This window comes from Micromonospora sp. KC207, from assembly GCF_004348615.1.
Taxonomy (GTDB): domain Bacteria; phylum Actinomycetota; class Actinomycetes; order Mycobacteriales; family Micromonosporaceae; genus Micromonospora.
On sequence record NZ_SMKJ01000052.1, the window covers coordinates 1 to 20991 of the forward strand.

At 72.3% G+C, this 20991-nt stretch carries 14 protein-coding genes and 1 pseudogene; 6 read left to right on the forward strand and 9 right to left on the reverse strand.

Annotated features, from left to right (window positions below):
* The first annotated feature begins 488 nt into the window (after positions 1-488).
* Positions 489-2117 carry a hypothetical protein gene (locus E1258_RS09330; protein ID WP_243715297.1) on the forward strand — a complete coding sequence of 543 codons (1629 nt, stop codon included), beginning with the start codon at positions 489-491 and terminating at the stop codon, positions 2115-2117.
* Between the two features lie 77 nt (positions 2118-2194).
* On the opposite strand, the gene pulA is transcribed toward E1258_RS09330, so the two are convergent.
* Positions 2195-7693 (reverse strand): pullulanase-type alpha-1,6-glucosidase, encoded by a 5499-nt coding sequence (gene pulA / locus E1258_RS09335; protein WP_132398734.1) that lies wholly within the window; start codon positions 7691-7693, stop codon positions 2195-2197.
* Positions 7694-7853: 160 nt separating this feature from the next.
* Positions 7854-8150, reverse strand: coding sequence for a cellulose-binding domain-containing protein (locus tag E1258_RS34530; protein ID WP_243715298.1), 297 nt, complete (start codon positions 8148-8150; stop codon positions 7854-7856).
* Here E1258_RS34530 and E1258_RS34535 point away from each other — a divergent pair.
* On the forward strand, positions 8122-8634 hold the full coding sequence (locus tag E1258_RS34535) for a hypothetical protein (protein ID WP_243715299.1): 513 nt from the start codon (positions 8122-8124) through the stop codon (positions 8632-8634). The genes E1258_RS34530 and E1258_RS34535 overlap by 29 nt on opposite strands.
* A gap of 341 nt (positions 8635-8975) precedes the next feature.
* On the opposite strand, the gene E1258_RS09350 is transcribed toward E1258_RS34535, so the two are convergent.
* Positions 8976-9668 carry a hypothetical protein gene (locus E1258_RS09350; RefSeq protein WP_132398738.1) on the reverse strand — a complete coding sequence of 231 codons (693 nt, stop codon included), beginning with the start codon at positions 9666-9668 and terminating at the stop codon, positions 8976-8978.
* A gap of 54 nt (positions 9669-9722) precedes the next feature.
* Between E1258_RS09350 and E1258_RS09355 the strand changes: the two genes are divergently transcribed.
* Positions 9723-9926: a hypothetical protein gene (locus E1258_RS09355; RefSeq protein ID WP_243715300.1), complete on the forward strand. Its 204-nt coding sequence runs from the start codon at positions 9723-9725 to the stop codon at positions 9924-9926.
* A gap of 21 nt (positions 9927-9947) precedes the next feature.
* Here the strand turns inward: E1258_RS09355 and E1258_RS09360 are convergent, their stop codons facing one another.
* Positions 9948-11063, reverse strand: a complete 1116-nt coding sequence (locus E1258_RS09360) for a sensor histidine kinase (protein WP_132398742.1) — start codon at positions 11061-11063, stop codon at positions 9948-9950.
* 28 nt (positions 11064-11091) lie between these two features.
* Here E1258_RS09360 and E1258_RS09365 point away from each other — a divergent pair, with 28 nt between their 5' ends.
* Together E1258_RS09365 and E1258_RS09370 are read left to right on the forward strand one after the other, a co-directional pair.
* Positions 11092-11754, forward strand: coding sequence for a response regulator transcription factor (locus E1258_RS09365; RefSeq protein WP_132398744.1), 663 nt, complete (start codon positions 11092-11094; stop codon positions 11752-11754).
* Between the two features lie 107 nt (positions 11755-11861).
* A complete protein-coding gene (locus tag E1258_RS09370; protein WP_243715302.1) occupies positions 11862-12917 on the forward strand; it encodes a glycerophosphodiester phosphodiesterase family protein in 1056 nt (351 codons plus the stop codon).
* Positions 12918-13048: 131 nt separating this feature from the next.
* Here E1258_RS09370 and E1258_RS09375 read toward each other — a convergent pair whose 3' ends face one another.
* Positions 13049-13705, reverse strand: coding sequence for a DedA family protein (locus tag E1258_RS09375; protein ID WP_132398746.1), 657 nt, complete (start codon positions 13703-13705; stop codon positions 13049-13051).
* Between the two features lie 242 nt (positions 13706-13947).
* On the opposite strand from E1258_RS09375, the pseudogene E1258_RS09380 reads away from it, so the two are divergent.
* Positions 13948-16794 (forward strand): annotated as a pseudogene (locus E1258_RS09380) (aconitate hydratase); the annotation flags it as partial.
* Positions 16795-16805: 11 nt separating this feature from the next.
* On the opposite strand, the gene E1258_RS09385 reads toward E1258_RS09380, so the two are convergent.
* From E1258_RS09385 to E1258_RS09400, 4 genes are all read right to left on the reverse strand, one after another.
* Positions 16806-17411: an ATP/GTP-binding protein gene (locus tag E1258_RS09385; protein WP_132398748.1), complete on the reverse strand. Its 606-nt coding sequence runs from the start codon at positions 17409-17411 to the stop codon at positions 16806-16808.
* Positions 17392-17778 carry a DUF742 domain-containing protein gene (locus E1258_RS09390; RefSeq protein ID WP_007072005.1) on the reverse strand — a complete coding sequence of 129 codons (387 nt, stop codon included), beginning with the start codon at positions 17776-17778 and terminating at the stop codon, positions 17392-17394. The genes E1258_RS09385 and E1258_RS09390 overlap by 20 nt, the downstream gene beginning before the upstream one ends.
* Positions 17779-17783: 5 nt before the next feature.
* Positions 17784-18206 carry a roadblock/LC7 domain-containing protein gene (locus tag E1258_RS09395; RefSeq protein WP_007072006.1) on the reverse strand — a complete coding sequence of 141 codons (423 nt, stop codon included), beginning with the start codon at positions 18204-18206 and terminating at the stop codon, positions 17784-17786.
* A gap of 87 nt (positions 18207-18293) precedes the next feature.
* A complete protein-coding gene (locus tag E1258_RS09400) occupies positions 18294-20897 on the reverse strand; it encodes a nitrate- and nitrite sensing domain-containing protein (RefSeq protein ID WP_165949697.1) in 2604 nt (867 codons plus the stop codon).
* Positions 20898-20991 lie beyond the last annotated feature (94 nt).

The window sequence follows — 20991 nt, forward strand, 5'->3', positions numbered from 1 at the left end:
GCCGAAACCGCCGGCGCGGGCGGCATCTTCAACGCCAACAACGCCACCGTCAACCTCGACGACAAGACCATCATCAAGAAGAACGAACCCCGCAACTGCACCAACGTCACCGGCTGCGCCAACTGAACCACCACATAGCGAAGGGATCCCTTCCCCGGGCACGAGGGAGGGGATCCCTTCCGTGCGGGCGGCGGTCCGCCGGCGATCGGGGTCGGAAAGGTGCCAGCCCGTGGTGGGGTTCCGGGCCGGTCGAGGCGGCTCGTGACGCAGGCCCCCGGTTCGGCACGACTGTGGACCTCGCTCCTCGCCGTCCGGACCGTCCCACCTTGACCCGGAATACCCCTAACGTGGGTTCCTTTCGGATATGGCCTTGAAGAGAAAAAGATTCTCATATGGTGGGCCTCAGTAGCTACAACCGATTTGTAGCCAGGGCAGCCCGCGGTGGCGGAGCAGCCCTGTCTGGTACGAGGAGAGAGCAGAGAGCTCCGATGTCCAACTACCTTCGCAAGAACGCCGAGAACACCGCGCCGAAGAGCCGGCGCAAGCTGTGGCTCGCCACCGGCGTCGCCGGGCTGACCGGCGTGGTCAGCCTCGCCGGCGTCGCCGCCGCGAGCAGCGCGGGCGCCGTCGGGGTCGACCGTCTCGCCGACCTGAAGTGGTCCACGGCCGAGCAGGTCACCAAGGACGACGCCGCCGGTCGCGACGACCGTGCGGGCGAAACCGGCAAGGGCCAGGAGGGGCAGGACGCCCGCGGTGGCCAGGACGCCCGCGGTGGCCAGGACGACTGGCAGAACAAGGACTGGCAGGGCAAGGACAGCAAGGACTGGCAGGGCAAGGACGGCCGGGACGGCCGGGAGGGCCGGGAGGGCCGCGACGGTCGGGACGGTCGGGACGGTCGGGACGGTCGCGACGGCAAGGACGAGGACGGCAAGGACGCCAAGGAACTGCCGTGTGACACCGACGTGCTGGTCGAGGCGGTGAACAGGGCCAACGAGGACAACGGCGGGGTGTTCAAGCTGGCCAAGGACTGCACGTACAAGTTCAACGAGCAGACCGACAACAACGCCTTCCCCGTCATCGACCAGCGCATCACGATCCTGGGCAACAACTCGACGTTGTTCCACGACGGCAGCGAGTTGTTCCGGTTCTTCACCGTCGCCTCCGGCGGCGATCTGACGCTGAAGGACCTCACCCTCAAGGGCGGCCAGATCACCGCGCCCCCGCCGCCGCCAAGCGGCGCCAACGGCGGGGCCCTGCTGGTGCAGGAGGGCGGCGAGGCCACCCTGAAGCACACCAAGCTGATCGACAACCGGGCCACCGGCGTCGGCACCGAAGGCAACGGCGGCGCCATCGCCAACTTCGGCAAGGTCGAGATCGACAAGAGCATCCTCGCCAACAACCACGCCCGCGGCGTCGGCAACGGCGGCAACGGCGGCGCCATCTACAACGAAGGCGAACTGACCGTCCACGACACCCGCATCGACAACAACACCGCCACCGGCAACAGCGCGGTCAGCGGCAACGGCGGCGGCATCGCCAACGAGGCCGACGGCATCGCCACCATCACCTACAGCCAGATCACCAACAACAAGGCCAGCAACGACGGCGGCGGCATCCACAGCGACGACGACGCCCACCTCACCGTCACCCGCACCAAGATCGCCCACAACACCGCCTGCGACGACGGCGGCGGCATCCACAACGACGGCAACTCCACCATGCTGCTGGAGTACGTCGTCATCGCCGAGAACAAGGCCACCGACGACGGCGGCGGCGTCTTCAACAACAGCACCAACATCGCCACCATCAGGCACGCCGTCTTCGCCGACAACACCGCCGGCGACAACGGCGGCGGCCTGTTCAACGGCGGCGCCCTGAACCTCTACGACAGCGAGTTCAAGGGCAACCACGCCGAACAGGGCGGCGCCATCTACAACGACAACAACGCCGTCCTCACCATCCGCCACAGCAAGATCGTCGGCAACTTCGCCGCCGAAACCGCCGGCGCGGGCGGCATCTTCAACGCCAACAACGCCACCGTCAACCTCGACGACAAGACCATCATCAAGAAGAACGAACCCCGCAACTGCACCAACGTCACCGGCTGCGCCAACTGAAGACAGGGCATCGGCTGACACAAAGGACGGCCCGGCCCCCTTCCGCTCGGCGGGAGGGGGCCGGACACGTGTGACACCTACCGTTGGACGAAGACCGCCACACTGCGGGCCGGCACGGTGAACGTGCCGCTGGCCCGGTCGAAGGACGCCGTCCGCAGCGCCTCGTCCGCCGAGGCCCGCAGCACCGGATGCAGCGCGACGTCCGCCCCGCGCAGCCCGGTCAGCCGCTGCCACGCCGTCTCGCCGGTGGCGTTGAAGACCACCGTCACCGACGTCCACCGCTCGTCGAGGCCCCGGCCGTCCAGCGTCATGGTGAGCACACCGGGGGTCTCCCCCGCGCCGGAGAGCGGGAAGGCGACCCGCTTCTGCACCTGCTCCGCCGTGGTCAACCCGAAGACCGGCGAGGAGCCCCGGATCTTCAGCAGCTCCCGGTACCGGGCGTCGGCCAGGTTGATCGCCGTGCAGTCCGGAACCAGCGCCGGATCGGCCAGCAGCGGCTTGGCGTACGGCCACTTGTCCCGGTTGTCCTGCTCTGGCGGCAGGCCGGCGCCAAAGCCGTTGCCCTGGGCGCAGTCCCAGCGGATCTGGTTGAACCAGTCGCCGGAGTTGTACGAGTTGCGGTCCAGCGACTTCGACCGCAGCCGCTCCGAGCCGGCCGTCACGAAACCGGTCCCCTGCCCCATCACCACCGTGGCGAGGGCGAGCACCTGCATCCGAGCCCGGTCCGCCGCCGAGGTGGCCTGCGGGAGCTTGTACGCCAGCGCGTCGTACAGGATCTCGTTGTCGTGCGCGTCGACGTAGGTGACCGCCTCCCCCGGCGCGGCGGTGTAGCCGGCCGGCGAGCCGTTGTAGTCGACCTGCGCGCCGGTCACCCGCCGCCCCGACGAGTCGGTGAACCGGTACCCGCGCAGGTTGCCGGCCAGCCCGACCTTGATCAGGTCGTGGGCGTGCAGCAGCCGGGCCTTCTGCTCGGCGGCCGAGCCGTTCACCGGGTCGCCGTTGGGGTCGGTGAAGAGGCCGGAGGCGAAGCCCTGCACCCGGGGGTTGGCGTCGAACGGCCCGCCCCCGCGCACCGCGTCGCGCAGCCGGTCGTTGAAGGTGCCGATCCCGGTGCCGGCCATGTTGGCCTGCGTGGCCTGCACGAACCGGGCGTCGTCGGCGACCTCGCCGAAGTTCCAGCCCTCGCCGTAGAGCAGGATCTTCTTCCCGTCCACGCCGTCGCGGGCGACGGTCAGCTCGTCGAGCGCCTTGCGCACGGCCAGGATGTTCGCCTTCGGGTGGTGGCCCATCAGGTCGAACCGGAAGCCGTCCACCTTGTACATCCGGGCCCAGGTGACCAGGGAGTCCACCACCAGCTTGCCCATCATGGCGTGCTCGGGGGCGGTGTTGGCGCAGCAGGTCGAGTTGGCGACGGCGCCGTCGTCGAGCAACCGGTGGTAGTAGCCGGGCACGATCTGGTCGAGCACCGACTTCGGGTCGACGCCTGCGGCCGAGGTGTGGTTGTAGACGACGTCCATCACCACGCGCAGCCCGGCGCCGTTGACGCCGGCCACCATCTGCCGGAACTCGGTGGTACGCCGCGCCCCGGCCGGGTCGACGGCGTAGCCGCCCTCCGGCACGGTGTAGTGCAGCGGGTCGTACCCCCAGTTGTAGCCGTCGGTTTCGGCCACCGCCGCGACGCACTTCTGCTGCTCGTCGGAGTCGGGGGGCAGCTTCGCCAGGTCGCAGGCCGGCTGCTTCTGGTCGGCCCGGCGTTCGGGGATGGTGGCGAAGTCGAACGCCGGCAGCAGGTGCAGATAGTCGACCCCGGCGTCGCCGAGCGACCGTAGGTGCCTCATGCCGGCCGTGTCCGGGTCGGTGAAGGCGAGGTAGGTTCCCCGCTGCTGCGCCGGCACGGTGGTGTCGGCGCTGGAGAAGTCCCGGACGGAGACCTCCTGGATCTGCGCCTGCGCCGGGGGCACGGCCGCCGGCTTGCGCAGGCTCGCCCAGCCGGCCGGCGCGAGGGCCGGGTCGGCCAGGTCGACGATCTGGCTGTGCGTGGAGTCCGGGGCGAGGGCAACCGAGTACGGGTCGGTCACCGAGGTGGTGACCACCCGCTGCGCCGCCGGCTGCCACGCGGACACCCGGTACCGGTAGTACTTGCCGGTCCAGCCACGCTCGCCGCGCACCGTCCACACGCCGGTGCGGTCGTCGCGGCGCATCGCCACGACCCGCGGCGCGGCGGTCGGGGTGTCGGACAGTTCCAGCGCCACCGTCTGGGCGGTGGGCGCCCAGACCGACAGGGTGGGCACCCGGCCGGCGAAGGTGGGGCCGAGCCGCGCGCCGGTCGCGGCGGCGTACACGTCGTCGAGCACGCCGGGAATCTGCACCCCGGTCGCGCCGAGCAGCGCGCCGGCCGCGTCCCGCTCGGTCACCACGAGCTGCCCGCGCAGCGCCGCCGGCACGCTCGCCAGGTCGCCCCGGTCGAGGGCGAAGGCCCGGTGCGCCCACAGGTGCGGGAACCGCGCGCGCTGGGCCTCGGTGAGCCCGTTGCGCTGCGCCCGCAGCGGCAGCGAGGTGTACGTCCCGGACAGCTCCCCGTCCGCGATGGTCAGCCCGCCGGCCGGGGCGGACACCAGCGCGTACGTCCTGCCGTCGGTGTCGGGAGTCTGCCAGGCGACGGTGGACCGGTCGATCCACTGCGCCCGCTGCTTGGTGATGTCCACGTCCCTGGATACCCCGGACGAGGTAGCCGGCAGCAGCCGGCCCGGCGTGGCGGCGAGCAGCCACACCTGACGCCCGGCGGTGGCGAAGTCCAGCCGCTGGTCTTCCGGCAGGTCCTTGGTGTCGCCGTGGTGGATGATGTAGCTCAGGCCGGTCGCCCCGGCGGCCAGCGGCACCCGGAAGACCGCGCCGAAGGCGTCGACCTTCTCCGGTCGCAGCGGGCTGGACCACTCGGTGGGGTTGGCCGCGCCGTCCCACAGGTGCAGGCCCCAGCCGTCGTAGTTGTTGTCGGCGCGGCGGTAGTGGATCAGCGCGGTGTTCTCGTCGACGGGCGGCTCCGGCTCGCCGGTGGCGGCCTGCCGGGTCGGGTAGAGAGCGGCGTCGCCCTGCTTCACCCAGACCTCGCCGGTCGCCGCGACGTCGACGGTCCGGTCGGCGGCGACGTCCTTGTTGCCGGCGGAGTCGACCACGAGGAACCCGACGGACTTCGCGCCGGGCTTGAGCCTCACCCAGGCGAACCGGCCGAAGGAGTCCTCGCCCGCGAACGGCTGTCCCTTGGGCCACTCGGTGGCGTACGCGGGGTCGATGTCGCCCCAGGCGTACAGGCCCCAGTCGTCGTACCCGCCGGCCGGGCGCTGGTAGTGCACCACCAACCAGTCCCGCGAGGCACTCTGGGCGGGGGTGCCGACGGTGGCGGTGGACCGGGTGCCGGCGACGCGCCCCCGGCCGTCGCGGACGACCGCCTTGTACTCGACCTTCGTCCCACCGGCCAGCCCGGTCAGGTCGTGGTGCACTGTGTACGGTGCGGAGTGGGCGCTGCCCAGCAGCGTCCACCGGCCGCCGGCGACCCGGGCGGCGACGGTGACGGTGGCCAGCGGGTCGCCGGTGACCTGGACGGTGACGGCGGCCCGGGTGGCCACCGGCGCGTCCGGGGCAGGGGCGATGATGGCGATCGCCGGCTTCGCGGCGGCTTGCGGGATGGCCCTGGCGGCCCGGTACACCACGGCGGACAGCGCCGGCACGGTGACGGTCAGCCTGCCGTCCGCCCCGGCGCTCGGCGTGTCGGTGGCGCCGTGTATCCCGGCGAACCCGGTGCCGGCCGACCAGGTGTCCACGGTGGCGGTCTGCGCGGTGGCGGCGTTGTTCACGGCGACGACGTACTCGACACGCTGGCGAGGGTCGACGCGGGAGAACGCGAAGACGCCGGGGCCGTCGGAGGCGTACCGGGTGACCTGGACGCCGTCGCGCAGCGCCGGATGGGCCTGGCGCAGCGCGCCCAGCTCGGCGATGGTGCGGTACAGCGGGTGCGTCGGGTCGTACTGGTCGGCGGCGTGGGTGCGGTCGGTGCCGATCAGGTCGTCGTCGAGGTAGTCGGGCGTACGCGAGGCGAACATGTCCTGCCGGGCGTCCTTGTCGCCGCCGGGGCCGGTGAAGCCCTGCTCGTCGCCGGAGTACACCACCGGCTGCCCCCGGGTGAGGAACATCAGCTGGTGGGCGAGCTTGGCGCGGCGCAGCTGCGCGGCGTCGTCCCCGCCGGAGGCGGCGATGAACGCGCCGATCCGGCCCATGTCGTGGTTGCCGAGGAAGGTGGTCAGCCGGTTGGCGTCGGTGTCCCGGGAGGCGTACAGGTCGTCGCGGGCGTACACGTCGGCGAGCGCCTTCGCGGAACCGCCGGCGGCGGTGTAGCCGCGTGCGGCCTCCTGGAAGGCGAAGTCGAGGGTGGCCGGCAGGCCGCCGCGCCGCACGTAGTTGGAGGTGATCTCCGGGTCGGCGCTGTAGACCTCACCGAACATGAAGAAGTCCTTCTTGCCGGCGGCCTCCGCCGCCCGCTCGATGCCCCGGCTGAACTGCGGCCAGAACTCCAGATTGGCGTGCTTGACGGTGTCGAGCCGGAACCCGTCGACGCCGGTGGCGCCGATCCAGTCGCCGTAGACCTTGGTGAGGCCCTCGACCACCTCGGGTCGCTCGGTCCACAGGTCGTCCAGGCCGAAGAAGTCGCCGTACTCGCTGTTCTCGCCGGCGAAGGTCGAGTCGCCCCGGTTGTGGTACATGGTGGCGTCGTTGAGCCACGCCGGGACCTTCACCTTCGCGTCGGCGGGGCTGTCGAAGGTCGGGGTGTACGGAAAGGAGTCGGCGTTCACCGTCGGGAACTCGCGGGTGCCGTCGGCGTAGTTGCGGTCGTCGAAGGCCCGCCCCTGCGCGTCGGTGTACGGCGCGGTCTTCTTGTCGATGTACGCGTACTTGTCCTCGGCGTACTTGATGACGTCGGCGGTGTGGTTGACGATGACGTCGAGATAGACCTTGATACCCCGCTGGTGCGAGAGCCTGACCAGCCTCTTCAGCTCCCCATTGGTGCCGAAGTGCGGGTCGACCTGGGTGAAGTCGGTGATCCAGTACCCGTGGTAGCCGGCGGAGACGTCCTCGCCGGTGCCCTGCACGGGCCGGTTCTTGAAGACCGGGGCGAGCCAGATGGCCGTCGTGCCCAGCCCTTGGATGTAGTCGAGCCTGTCGATGACACCCTTGAGGTCGCCGCCGTGGTAGAAGCCCTTGTCGGTGGGATCGAGGCCGGTAACCAGCCGGTCCCCGGTCAGGCCGCCGGAGTCGTTGCGGGGGTCGCCGTTGGCGAACCGGTCCGGCAGGACGAAGTAGAACTGCTCGGCCCTGGCGCCGTCGGAACCGGCGGAGAGCAGGGCCTCGGCGGAGGGCTCGGAGCGCCACTGCACCGCCCCGGCGGCGAGGGGGTCGGCGCCGGTGCCGCGCCCGGCGACGTCGCCACCGAGCTGGCGCACGGCGACGGGGGTGCCGACGAGGGCGAAGGTGAGGGTGAAGACCAAGGCGAGCATCGCCTTACGGGACATCGGCGGGGGTTTCATCGACGGCCTTCCTCTGGTCGTGATTGGCCCGCACGCTAGCCCTTGCCGAAACGTTCTGCAATGCCTTGCAAACCCAGTCGCAACAAAGCAATCATCTTGCAAGCGCGTCCGCACGGCGCGGAAAGGACCCGGCCACCGGCCGGTGGTCGCGAGGGTTCGCTCAGCGGATGCCCGAGCAGCCCGCAACACCGACGGTGCAGGCCGTCGGCCGGGTCGCCCGGGTTCGGTCGTAGTGGAACCTCAGCGGCACCGAGGCCCCCGGGTTCAGGTCGACGCCGCTGGTGAAGGTCCAGGTGTCGCCCGAGCGGCTGATCCGGCCCTGCGGAGCGCCCTCGATCCAGGCGGTGACCAGATTGGCGTACGGGAAGGTCATCCGGACCGTCCAGCCCTGGGACGACCGGGACACGTTACGAACCAGCACCTCGCCGATGAACGCCCCGTCGAAGGTCTCCAGCACCCGGTATGCGCCGGTGAACGGCGGGGCCGGCGGCGCCGGCTGGGCCGGCGAAGCCGGCGGGGACGCGGAGCGACTCCCACCGCTCGGTTTGGAAACGGGCTTGGTGGGCCGCGCGGTGGTGGGCGACGGGGACGAGCGCGGGGACAGGCCCGGCACCACCGGCGCGGGCGACTCCGTCACCGACCGGCTCACCGTCGGTGGCAGCGTCGGCAGCGGTATCGTCGGCTGCGGCATCGTCCATTCCGGGGCCGGAAACGCCTCACCGACGGGACCCCGGGTGCGATACGTGCCGAGCGCCACGAACAGCAACACCACCATCACCACCACCCCGACCGAGACCACGATCCAGGGCGAATTGGCGATGGCCGTGCTGGCCCCGGAGGTGGGTCGCACGCGACGTGTGCCCGACATGTCCCTCCTCTCGGTCCCGCCCGGCGAGCGTAGCGATCAACAGCAAGGTCGGAAAGAGCCGGAGCATCACTGAACCGTCCTAACAGTTCGATGAGCCCCGGTTCTCGTCGATGCCATGCACATCCGCAGGTCACCGCGACGCCGTCAGGCGGTGCGATCACCGTACAGATGGCGGGCCCCCGTCGGTACACCGCAGTGGGTAACGGTACCGCCCGCCCGGAACCCGCCGTCCTCGGCCGTCCAGGAACTCTCACACGGCGACCCCGGTGAGCAACGCCGAGACCGGCTGCACGTTTTCGATCACAGCGTGTGCCACGACCAGCTCACGCTCCTGTCAGTCCGGGGGCGCGCCGACGAACGACACCACCGAGGGGGCGAAAGAGAAGCTGTCGCACCGCGCACCGCGATCGCTGCTCACCGTGGCGGGATGTGGACCTCGATCTCGACACCGAGCTGGGCACCGCCGGTCAGCCCGAGGTCGTCGCCGCTCCAGAACCGGCCCGGGTCGTACCAGTTCGGACGGCGGCCCGCCGACAACAGGCCCATCGCCTCGTACGTCACCGCGACCACCTCGGCGCAGTACGCCGTCTCCAGTGCCCGGTCCCGCACCGCGGCCCCGCCCGGCAGCACCGCCCGGCTGGCTCCCCGCTCCCGCCGCCCCGGCGGGGGCACCGGGAGCCGCACCTGCGGCACCCGGCCCCGCGCCCAGCGCCAGGCAAGCTGGGCGGTCGACGGGAACGGCGTGCCGTCGAGGCGGGCGACGGTGCGCAGCACGGCCTGCTCCATCGCCGCGTCGGCGGATGGTTCGAGCTGGCGCAGCCAGGCCCGCTGGCCGTACCGGTTGGCCCAGACGCAGACCGCGTCCCGCAGGTCGTGTAGCTGCACTCCGCGCTGGTGGGTGCCGGTCCACATGTCCGGCAGCGACCGGCCCAGTTCGGCGTGCCACATCAGCGGCGGCATGTCGTCCAGGACCACCGCCATGCCGACGTGGTTGACCGGGCTGTTGGTGGTGAGCTGGATGGCGCGGTCGGGCACGCTGCGACCACGGAACACCCACACGTCGCCGGTGCGGGTCAGCTCCACGGCCTCGTCCAGGCCGATGCTCATGCCGTCACCCCGTCGCCGGTGCTCTGCTCGCTCATGGGGGTCTACCCTAGGCGCATGCGGCGACGGATGCGGTGGTGGAAGGTGCTCGGGCTGGCCGGTCTCGCGGGTGTCGCGGCGACCGGGGTGGTCGTCGCCCGCGCCGAGCGGCGGCGACGGGCGTACACCCCGGAGGAGATCCGGGCCCGGCTGCGCAACCGGCACGCGGAGGCCACCGCCACCGGCGCCGTCGACTCCACGCCGTACAGCGGTCCCGGCTGAGCCGGCGACGGCGCGGCGGGCTCAGCCAGGCGGCGGGCTCAGCGGAAGGGTGGCGACGACCCGCCAGCGGGAGCCGTCGGACCGGCCGTGTCGCAGCGTACCGCCGTGCGCCGTGACGTCCCGGGCGAGGCTGCGCAGGCCGAAGCCCGCCGGGCCACGCGGGGCCGGCGCGCCGGCGTCACCACCGACGTCACGGCCGGCGCTGCTGGTCAGGGCCACCGTCAGCACGTCGTCGGCGCGGTCCACGGCGATGTCCAGGCGGCTGCCGACGCCGTCGTGGCGCAGCGCGTTCGTGGCGGTCTCCCCGATCAGCCGGTGGGCGAGCGCCCGCACCGGCGCCGGCAGGTCGTCCAGCCCGTCTGGCAGCGCCGAAGGCAGCCGGAGACCGGCCTCGCGCAGCGCCCGGAGCCGGTCGGCGAGTGTGGCGGCCGGGTCCGGCTCGGGCTGGTCGGCCAGGGCGGCGCGGACGTCCGCGAGCGCCACCCGCCCTGCAGCCAGCACCCGGTCGAGGCGGGTCAGGTCGGTCGGGGCCAGCGGGGCGGTCGACCGCAGCGCCTCGGCCTGCACCACCATGACCGTGACGGTGTGCGCGAGGGTGTCGTGCAACCGGCGGTTGAGCCGTTCCCGCTCCGTCGCGACATCGGCGGCCTGCCGCGCGAGGGTCTGCTCCCAGCGCAGCCGGGCGTTCTCGGCGACGTACGCGGTGCGCTCACGCAGGTGCTCCCCCCGCTCGACGCCGGCGAGCCAGGCGACGACGCAGACGGCGGCGGCGAACAGGCCGCCCTCGACGAGCCCGTGCCGGCGGGCGCTGGCGGCGGCGACCACCGCCGCGACCGCGCCGCACATCCCCCAGCGGATCCACGGTGACCGGTGGGTCGCCGCCGCGTACAGGGCCAGCGTCACCGGCAGGAAGCCGATCGACCGGGCCATGCCCGCCAGGGTGTGCGCCGCCGTGGCGGCGCCGACCAAGGCCAGCACCGTCTGGGGCGCGCGCCGCCGCCAGGCGAGGGGAAGCAGCTGGGCCACGGCGAGCGGGGCCGAGACCACCGTGCCGGAGACCAGGAAGAGGGGGGCCAGGGCGACACCGAGGGCGACGTCGACGGTGCGCTGCCAGTGGCCGCCGGGCCGCCAGATCATGCCGCCTCCTCGCCTTTATCATGGGCCGATGATCCGGCTCGCCGTCGTCGACGACCAGGCACTGGTCCGGGAGGGCATGAGCCTGATCCTCGGCGCCCAGCCGGACATCGAAGTCGTGGCCGAGCTGCCGGACGGAGCCGCGCTGCTCGAATTGTTCGCCCGGCGGCCGAACGCTGCGGACGTGGTCCTGCTCGACCTGTACCTGCCGGGTTGCGACGGCGTCGGGATTCTACGGCAGCTGCGCGAACGGCACCCGGCGTGCGCCGCCCGGGTGCTGATGCTCACCACCGTCGGGCGCGCCGAGGAGATCCACCGGGCACTGGCGGCCGGCGCGGACGGCTTCGTGCTCAAGGACGCGACCGGGGTTGAACTCGCCGCGGCGGTGCGCGGCGCGCACGCCGGGGTGACCGCGCTCAGCGCTTCGGCGGCGGGGACGCTGTGGCCGGCGGCCGGACGGTCCGGCGTGGGCCGACCGCCGGACGCGGAGGCGCGGCTGGCCACCTTGACTACCCGGGAACGGGAGGTGCTGTCCCTCCTCGGGCGCGGGATGGCGAACCAGCAGATCGCCCGCGCGCTCACGCTGACCGAGCGCACGGTCAAGACCCACGTCAGCAACCTGCTGGCGAAGCTGGCGGTCAGCAGCCGCACCCAGGCCGCGTTGCTCGTCCGGGACGTGGCCGACGGGCGCTGACCGGCGCGACCCGCGCCGGGCGGGCGGCAGCACCAGGTACCAAAGGCCGACGGCGGCTACGTCCTTCGCCGCTTCCGGGTGGACCGTGCCGCTGGCAGGCTGCCCCGGTGACCGAACGGGAGATGGCAGCACCGGGGCGCGGCGGACCGGGTGACAGCGGGTCCGGCGGCAGCCGGCCGGACCGCGGCCGACGGTGGCGACGCCGGCTCGCAGCCGCGCTCGCCGTCGTGCTGCTGGCCGCCGCAGGCCTGTACGTCGGCAACAGCTCCACACTGGCCGACCCGCCACCGGGGCGGCCGTTCCTGCTGGCGCACCGCGGGCTGGCCCAGACCTTCGACCTGGCCGGCGTCACCAACGACACCTGCACCGCCGAGCGCATCCACGCGCCCGAGCACCCGTACCTGGAGAACACCCTCGCGTCGATGCGGGCGGCGTTCGCGGCGGGCGCCGACCTGGTGGAGTTCGACGTGCAGGCCACCCGGGACGGCCACCTGGCCGTCTTCCACGACGCGACGTTGCAGTGCCGCACCGACGGCACCGGGGCGGTCCGCGACCACACTCTCGCCGAGCTGCGCGAGCTCGACCTCGGCTACGGCTACACCAGCGACGGCGGGAAGACCTTCCCGTTCCGGGGCAGGGGGTTCGGCCTGCTCCCGACGGTCGAGGAGGTGCTGGCCGAGTTTCCCGGCCGGGAACTGCTGCTCCACCTCAAGGTCGAGCGGGCCGCCGAGGGCGAGGCGCTGGCCGACCTCCTGGCGAGGCTGCCGGAGCAGCGGCGGCGTACTCTCACCGTCTACGGCGGCGACCTGGCGGTGGCCGCGTTCGCCGCCCGGCTGCCCGACGTCCGGGTCACCTCGAAAAAGATCATGCAGGACTGCCTCGTGCCGTACCTCGCGGGCGGATGGACCGGGCACGTCCCCGACGCCTGCCACCATCGGCAACTGCACCTGCCCGAGCGCTACGGGCGGCTGCTGTGGGGCTGGCCGAACCGGTTCGTCGCCCGGATGCGCAAGGCGGACACCCGGGTGATCCTGGTCAACGGGTCGGGCGAGTTCTCGGAGGGCTTCGACGACCCGGACGACGTCGACGCGCTCCCGCCGGGCTGGACGGGTGGGGTCTGGACGAACCGGATCGACGTGGTCGCGCCCCTGCTGGCCCGATGACCCGATGATCGAGGCCGGCCGGCTCACCGGCCCTACGGCGGTCGTCGGGTCGTGGAAACGGTGACGTTCACCGCCGGTGGTGGCCGGGTGCGCGGTGGGCCGGGACGTGACCGGCGACTGATCCGGCCGGGTCAGCGGTCGGCGGTCGCGTCGACCGGCTCGGCCTCGCCAAACGTCTCCGCCTGCTCCAGGGCGCGGACCCGCCGCCGCAGCCACCAGGTGCTGGCCAGGCCGGTGAGGACGGCGAGGACCAGCCCCGCCCAGGAGATGTCCTTGAGCCAGTGCTCGGCGGCCCGGCCCACGGTGTAGAGCAGGTAGGTGGTGCCGAAGGCCCAGACCAGGCCGGCGGCCGCGTTGGCCAGTAGGAACCGCCGGTACGGCACGTGCAGCGCGCCGGCGAGGGGGCCGGCGAGGATGCGCAGCAGCGCCACGAACCGGCCGAAGAAGACCGCCCACACGCCGTACCGGACGAAACTCTGCTCGGCGTGGGCGAGCTGCGCGGGGCCGAGGTGTTTCGGAAAGCGCCGGCCCAGCCGGGCGAGCAGCGGCCGGCCGCCCCGGCGGCCCACCGCGTACCCGATCGAGTCGCCGACGATCGCGCCGAACACCGCGGCGGTGGCCACCCACTCCGGTTCCACTAACCCGGTGGCGGCGAGCAGGGCGGAGCTGACCAGCACGATCTCGCCGGGCAGTGGAACACCCATGCTCTCCACGCCGATCACCCCGGCGACGATCAGATAGACCGCGACCGGGGGCAGCGCGGTCAGCCAGTGCTGTACGTCGACCACGGCCCACCCCTTCAGGTCCGGCCTCGAACCCTACCCGGGCACTGGGGCCCCGGCCCCTCGCCGCCGGGGCCCGTCCACCCGGGTGGCCGCACAACCGCGTCCCGAAGCCTGGCCCGAGGTTGCGCGAATAGCAAGACGGACGTACGGTTTTGTTAGATACGAGAACCCAGTAAGTGTCACCTAACCGGGGCGTCGCCCCGGCCGGTGCGACAGACTGCTCAGGACTACTCACGGTCGCTGGTGTGAAGGAGTACGACGTGGCGAGCCTCGACACCTTCGGTGCGAAGACCCAGCTACGCGTCGGAGACGCGAGCTACGAAATTTTCAAGATCAGCAAGGTGGAGGGACACGAACGGCTCCCCTACAGCCTGAAGATCCTGCTGGAGAACCTGCTGCGGACCGAGGACGGCGCGAACATCACCGCCGATCACATCCGCCAGCTCGGCGGCTGGGACGCGACCGCCGACCCGAGCGTGGAGATCCAGTTCACCCCGGCGCGGGTGCTGATGCAGGACTTCACCGGCGTACCGTGCGTGGTCGACCTGGCCACCATGCGCGAGGCGGTCCGCGACCTCGGCGGCGACGCCACCAAGGTCAACCCGCTGGCCCCCGCCGAGCTGGTCATCGACCACTCCGTCATCGCCGACCTGTTCGGCCGCGCGGACGCCTTCGAGCGCAACGTCGAGCTGGAGTACGAGCGCAACAAGGAGCGCTACCAGTTCCTGCGCTGGGGCCAGACCGCGTTCAACGAGTTCAAGGTCGTCCCGCCGGGCACCGGCATCGTGCACCAGGTCAACATCGAGTACCTGGCCCGCACGATCATGCAGCGGGGTGGCCAGGCGTACCCGGACACCGTGGTCGGCACCGACTCGCACACCACGATGGTCAACGGCCTGGGCGTGCTGGGCTGGGGCGTCGGCGGCATCGAGGCCGAGGCCGCGATGCTCGGCCAGCCGGTCAGCATGCTGATCCCGCGGGTCGTCGGCTTCAAGCTGCACGGCGAGATGCCGGCCGGCACCACCGCCACCGACCTGGTGCTCACCATCACCGAGATGCTGCGCAAGCACGGCGTGGTCGGCAAGTTCGTCGAGTTCTACGGCCCCGGCGTGAGCGCCGTGCCGCTGGCCAACCGGGCCACCATCGGCAACATGTCCCCCGAGTACGGCTCCACCGTGGCGATCTTCCCGATCGACGCCGAGACCGTCCGCTACCTGGAGCTGACCGGCCGCGACCCGCAGCAGGTCGCGCTCGTCGAGGCGTACGCCAAGGAGCAGGGCCTCTGGCACGACCCGGCCGCCGAGCCGGACTACTCGGAGCGCCTCGAACTCGACCTGAGCACCATCGAGCCGTCCCTCGCCGGCCCGAAGCGCCCGCAGGACCGGGTGCCCCTGGGCAGCGCCAAGACGCTGTTCCGCTCGGCGCTGACCGACTACGTCACCGACGGCGCCGGCGCGAAGGTCGCCAGCGGGACCGGGGTCGCCCGCGAGCAGTTGCCCAAGGGCGCCAACGGCCCGGCCGACGAGGCCAGCGCCGAGTCGTTCCCGGCCAGCGACCCGCCCGCCAACGACTTCAGCGACCCGGCCGACGAGCCGCGCGACCTGGTCGCCGCCGCCGTGGGCTCGGGCGGCCGGGCCAGCAACCCGGTCCGGGTCACCGGCACCGACGGCGTGGAGTACGAGCTGGACCACGGTGCCGTCGTGATCGCCGCGATCACCTCCTGCACCAACACCTCCAACCCGCAGGTGATGATCGGGGCGGCCCTGCTGGCCCGCAACGCGGTCGACAAGGGCCTGACCCGCAAGCCGTGGGTAAAGACCACCCTCGCGCCTGGCTCCAAGGTCGTGATGGACTACTACGACCGCGCCGGCCTCACGCCCTACCTGGACAAGCTCGGCTTCAACCTGGTCGGCTACGGCTGCACCACCTGCATCGGCAACTCCGGCCCGCTGCCGGAGGAGGTCTCCGCCGCCGTGAACGAGGGCGACCTCGCGGTGGTCTCGGTGCTGTCGGGCAACCGGAACTTCGAGGGCCGGATCAACCCGGACGTCAAGATGAACTACCTGGCGTCCCCGCCGCTGGTGGTCGCGTACGCGCTCGCCGGCACGATGGACATCGACCTGGCCAACGAGCCGATCGGCGAGGACAGCGAGGGCAACCCCGTCTTCCTGCGCGACATCTGGCCGAACAGCGCCGAGATCCAGGACGTCATCGCCAGCGCGATCGGCGCGACCGGCTTCAGCGCGGCGTACGCGGACGTGTTCGCCGGCGACGAGCGGTGGCAGTCGCTGCCGACCCCGACCGGCGACACGTTCGCCTGGGAGGGCGAGAGCACCTACGTCCGCAAGCCCCCGTACTTCGAGGGCATGCGGCAGGAGCCGCAGCCGGTGCGGGACATCACCGACGCCCGGGTGCTGGCCAAGCTGGGCGACTCGGTCACCACCGACCACATCTCCCCGGCCGGCTCGATCAAGGCCGACTCCCCCGCCGGCACGTACCTCGCCGAGCACGGCGTGCCGCGCCACGAGTTCAACTCGTACGGCTCGCGCCGGGGCAACCACGAGGTGATGATCCGGGGCACGTTCGCCAACATCCGGCTGCGCAACCAGCTCGTCCCGGGTGTGGAGGGCGGGTTCACGGTCAACCACCTGACCGGCGGGCACACCACCATCTACGACGCCTCCACCGCGTACCAGGAGGCGGGGGTGCCGCTGGTCATCCTGGCCGGCAAGGAGTACGGCTCCGGCTCGTCGCGGGACTGGGCGGCCAAGGGCACCATGCTGCTCGGTGTGAAGGCGGTCATCGCCGAGTCGTACGAGCGCATCCACCGGTCGAACCTGATCGGCATGGGCGTCCTGCCGTTGCAGTTCCCGGTCGACGCCACCGCCGAGTCGCTCGGCCTCACCGGCACCGAGACCTTCTCGATCACCGGAGTGACCGCGCTGAACGACGGCGAGACCCCGCGCACGGTGAAGGTCACCACCGACACCGGCGTCGAGTTCGACGCCGTGGTCCGGATCGACACCCCGGGCGAGGCCGACTACTACCGCCACGGCGGCATCCTGCAGTACGTCCTGCGCCGCATGATCGCCGCCTGTGCGCGTCAGCCGCCCGCGCGGCGGCGGGACTCCCGGGCCTTCATCGCATGCTCCATCAGTGTGATGAGCACCTCCTTGCTCGACTCCCGCTGCCGGGCGTCGCAGAGCAGCACCGGCACCCCCGGGTCGAGGTTGAGGGCGGCCTGCACCTCGTCGAGCCGGTATCGGCGGGCACCCTCGAAACAGTTCACCGCCACCACGAACGGGGTGCCGCGCCCCTCGAAGTAGTCGATCGACGGGAAGCAGTCGGCCAGCCGCCGGGTGTCGGCGAGCACCACCGCGCCGAGCGCGCCGAGCGCCAACTCGTCCCAGACGAACCAGAACCGGTCCTGGCCCGGCGTGCCGAACAGATAGAGCACCAGGTCCTCGCTGATGGTGATCCGGCCGAAGTCCATCGCCACGGTGGTGGTGGTCTTGCCCTCCACGCCGGACAGGTCGTCGATCCCGACCCCGGTCTCGGTGAGCACCTCCTCGGTCCGCAACGGCCGGGTCTCGCTGACCGCGCCGACCATCGTGGTCTTGCCGACACCGAAGCCGCCCGCGATCAGGATCTTGATCGCGGTGGGCAGCGGCGCGGCTCCCGCCGGCCGCTCAGAGTGCCCGTAGTCCATTGATAACCGCCTCGAAGATGCTCTCGTCGGGAAGGCCCGCGGTCACCCGCGGCTCGCGTACTTGCACGAGGTCGCGCGCCATCAGGTCGCCGAGCAGGACCCGGATGGTGCCCACCGGCAGGTCCAGGTGCGCGGCGACCTCCGCCACGGACTGGATCCGCTGGCAGAGCGCGACGATGGCCAGGTGCTCCGGGCCCAGCCCGACCTCCGGCGACACCTCCGCGCGGGTGGCCGTCACCAGGGAGATCAGGTCGAACGTGCCGGTGACCGGGCGCGCCCGGCCACGGGTCACCGCGTACGGTCGGACCACCGGCCCGGCGTAGTCGTCGACCCACTGTTCCTCCATGGACTCCCCTGGGGCCGTCATGGCGACTACTTCTCGCCGACCGGCTGCTCGGGAAGCCGGGTCGGGGAGGCCACGTACTTGCCCACCCGGGTCACCAGCATGGCCATCTCGTACGCGATGAGTCCGACGTCGGCGTCCTCCGAGGCCAGTACCGCGAGGCAGGCGTTGCGGCCGGCGGCGGTGACGAAGAGGAACGACGACTGCATCTCGATGATGGTCTGCTGCACCTGGCCGCCGCCGAACCGTTTCCCCGCGCCCCGGGCCAGGCTCTGGATGCCGGCCGCCATCGCCGCGAGGTGCTCCCCGTCGTCCCGGCTCAGGCCCTGCGACGAGGCCATCAGCAGGCCGTCTGTGGAGAGCGCGACAGCGTGTTCGGCCTGCTTCACCCGGCCGACCAGATCATCCAGCAACCACGTCAGGTCGGCACTCGAAGCCGTCTTCTGCCCCACTCGTCGTCCTCTTCTCCCCCGGCTGGTGTCGCCGTCTTGTCGTCTGGGACCTGCCGTCCCGCCATGGCGCGGTTCGTCCGCGCCGCCTCAGGTCGCCTCGTGCTCGCCGGCGTCGCCGATGGGCTCCCCGTCACCGGCCCCGCCGAGCAGGCGGGCCGCGTCGGTGCGACCGCGCCGGGTGCCGGTCTGGTAGGAGCTCATCATCCGGCGGACCTGCTCCGGCGGCCGGATCGTGTCCTCGTCGTCCGGCTGCGCGGCCGGGTCCTCGCGCAACTCCGGCACGATGTTCGCCTGGCGTACGCGCACCGGTAGCCCGGAGTCGGTCCGCCGCACCGGCGCGGGGGCCGGAACGGGGGCGTCCGCCGGCCCGGCGGACGCGGCGGGAGCCGCACCGTCGGCGGCGATCTCGGCGGGTTCGTCGGCGTGGCCCGGGCGCGCCACGGTGGAGTTCGGGGCCGCATCGTGGGCGAGCGGCCGGGGCGTGGTGATCGGAAGCCCGGTCGGCACGGTCGGCGCGTCCAACGCCGACTGCCCGGCGGGGTGCCGGGGGCGTACCGGCAGCTGGGTCCCCTCCTCCGGGGCGTCCGGGGCGGTGCGGAACCGCGCGCGGGTGGGCAGGGCCGGCATGCCGTCGCCCTCGACGGCGGGAGCGGCCGGTGCGGGAGCCGGGGCCGTCGGGGCCTCCGCCAGCGCCACCGGCGCGAGCGGGCGGGCCGCCGGCCGGTCGCCGACCGGACCCGTCGGACCCGCCGCGACCGGCGCGGCCGGGTCGGTCCGGCCGTCGGTGCGCCCGGGGCCGGCGGCCTCGCCGCCCGCGTCGGTGACCAGCTCCGCCGGGATCAGCACGACCGCCGTGGTCCCGCCGTACGCCGACTCTTTCAACTGCACCCGGACGCCGTGCCGATCGGTGAGCCGGCTGACCACGTACAGGCCCAGTCGGGCGGCGTTGGCCAGGTTCAGCTCGGACCGGTCCACGATCCGGTGGTTCGCGGCGGCGAGGTCCTCCTCGCTCATCCCGAGGCCCCGGTCCTCGATCTCGATGACGAACCCGTTGGCCACCATCTGGCCGCGCACCTCGACGTTGGTGTTCGGCGGCGAGAACGACAGGCCGTTCTCGATCAGCTCGGCCAGCAGGTGGATGACGTCACCGACGGCCCGGCCGGCCAGCGAGATCGCGCCCAGCGGCAGCACGTTGACCCGGGTGTAGTCCTCCACCTCGGCGACCGCGCCGCGGACCACGTCGACCATCGGGACGTTGCGCCGCCAGGCCCGGCCCGGGGTGGAGCCGGAAAGAACGATCAGGTTCTCGGCGTTGCGCCGCATCCGGGTGGCGAGGTGGTCGATCCGGAACAGGTCCTCCAGCTCCTCGGCGTCCTGCTCCCGGCGTTCCATCGCGTCGAGCAGGGTGAGCTGGCGGTGCACCAGCGCCTGGGTGCGCCGGGCCAGGCTGAGGAAGACCTCGCGGACGTTGCGGCGCAGCTCCGCCTGCTCGACGGCGGTGCGCAGCGCGGTCTCCTGGACGGCGTTGAACGCCTTGCCCACCTGGCCGACCTCGTCGTCGCCGAACTCCAGCGGCGGGGCCTCGGTGGCGACGTCCACCTCCTCGCCGTGGCCGAGCCGCTCCACCACGCTGGGCAGCCGGTCGTTGGCGAGGGCGTGCGCGGCCTCGCGCAGCCGCTCCAGCTGGCGCAGCAGCGCCCGGGCGGTGGTGATCGACACGATGATCGACGCGACCACGGCGAGCAGGCCCAGGCCGGTGGCGAGCACCAGGCGAATGATCACCATGACGGCGACCGGGGTGGCCCGCTCCACCACGTCGTCGCCGCCGGCGACCACGACCTCGCTCCACCGGGTCAGCGCCGGCGCCACCGCCGCGTCCCAGTCGGCGGCCTCGAAGCCCAACCGGGGGTCGGTGCCCCGGCCCTGGATGATGCCGTCCTCAAGGTCACGCAGGCTCCTGAACGCCTCGCCGCCGACCATCGCGTCGTAGCGCTGCCGATCGGCGGCGGGCAGCCGGCTCACCGCCAGCTCGGCGGCGAACCGCTGCGCGCCGATGAGCTGGGCGAGCTGGGACCGTTCCGCCGTGGTCATCCGCCCCGCCGAGAGCACGCCGGTGAGCAGGGCGTCCTCCTGGGAGAGCAACTCACGGGCGCGGTTGAGCTCGATCAGCGCGGTGGTGTCCTCGCCGACCTGCTGGTCGCCGAGCAGGCCAAGGGCCGCGTAGACGTCGAAGATGGACCGGATCACCTGGCCGTACGCCGTGAGGGTCGACGACCGGTCGACGCTGCGCACGTCCACCTCGGAGCGGGTGTCCCCCAGCCGGGAGAGCTGCCCGTAGGCCGCGTCGAGGCGCTGCTCCAGCGTTTCGCTGGCGGCCACGGCGGTACGCCAGCCGCTGGACGACTCGCGGAACGCCGACGCCAGCTCGTCGGTGCGCCGCCGTTCCGTGCCGAGCGCCTCCCGCCGCGTCTCGTCCGGCCGCCCCAGGTACGCCAGCGACAGCTTCCGTTCCCGCTGGAGCTGGAGCACCAGCGTCTCGCTCGGCTCCGACACCGATTCGTTGAGCGCCTGCACCCCGAGCAGGTTCACGCCGTCCCGCAGGGTCACCCACGCCGCGAAGGCCCAGAGCGCGACGAGCGACGCCAGCAGGGCGACGATCTTGGTACGGAGATTCGTACTGCGGGAACGCATCACACCGTCCTGGCCGGGTGTTCGGGGGTTGCCGGAGCGTGTGTGGTCGGTACACGGTCGACCACGCGCGCACGCTAGCAGTGTCGGTATATTC

What these genes read in the sequence shown, in the direction of transcription:
- E1258_RS09365 (WP_132398744.1), top strand. Translation starts at nt 11,092, where the DNA reads ATGATCCGGCTCGCCGTCGTCGACGACCAGGCACTGGTCCGGGAGGGC.
- E1258_RS34535 (WP_243715299.1), top strand. Translation starts at nt 8,122, where the DNA reads ATGAACGCCCCGTCGAAGGTCTCCAGCACCCGGTATGCGCCGGTGAAC.
- E1258_RS09355 (WP_243715300.1), top strand. Translation starts at nt 9,723, where the DNA reads ATGCGGCGACGGATGCGGTGGTGGAAGGTGCTCGGGCTGGCCGGTCTC.
- E1258_RS09350 (WP_132398738.1), bottom strand. Translation starts at nt 9,668, where the DNA reads ATGAGCATCGGCCTGGACGAGGCCGTGGAGCTGACCCGCACCGGCGAC.
- E1258_RS09400 (WP_165949697.1), bottom strand. Translation starts at nt 20,897, where the DNA reads ATGCGTTCCCGCAGTACGAATCTCCGTACCAAGATCGTCGCCCTGCTG.
- E1258_RS09390 (WP_007072005.1), bottom strand. Translation starts at nt 17,778, where the DNA reads ATGACGGCCCCAGGGGAGTCCATGGAGGAACAGTGGGTCGACGACTAC.
- E1258_RS09360 (WP_132398742.1), bottom strand. Translation starts at nt 11,063, where the DNA reads ATGATCTGGCGGCCCGGCGGCCACTGGCAGCGCACCGTCGACGTCGCC.
- pulA (WP_132398734.1), bottom strand. Translation starts at nt 7,693, where the DNA reads ATGAAACCCCCGCCGATGTCCCGTAAGGCGATGCTCGCCTTGGTCTTC.
- E1258_RS09385 (WP_132398748.1), bottom strand. Translation starts at nt 17,411, where the DNA reads ATGGACTACGGGCACTCTGAGCGGCCGGCGGGAGCCGCGCCGCTGCCC.
- E1258_RS09330 (WP_243715297.1), top strand. Translation starts at nt 489, where the DNA reads ATGTCCAACTACCTTCGCAAGAACGCCGAGAACACCGCGCCGAAGAGC.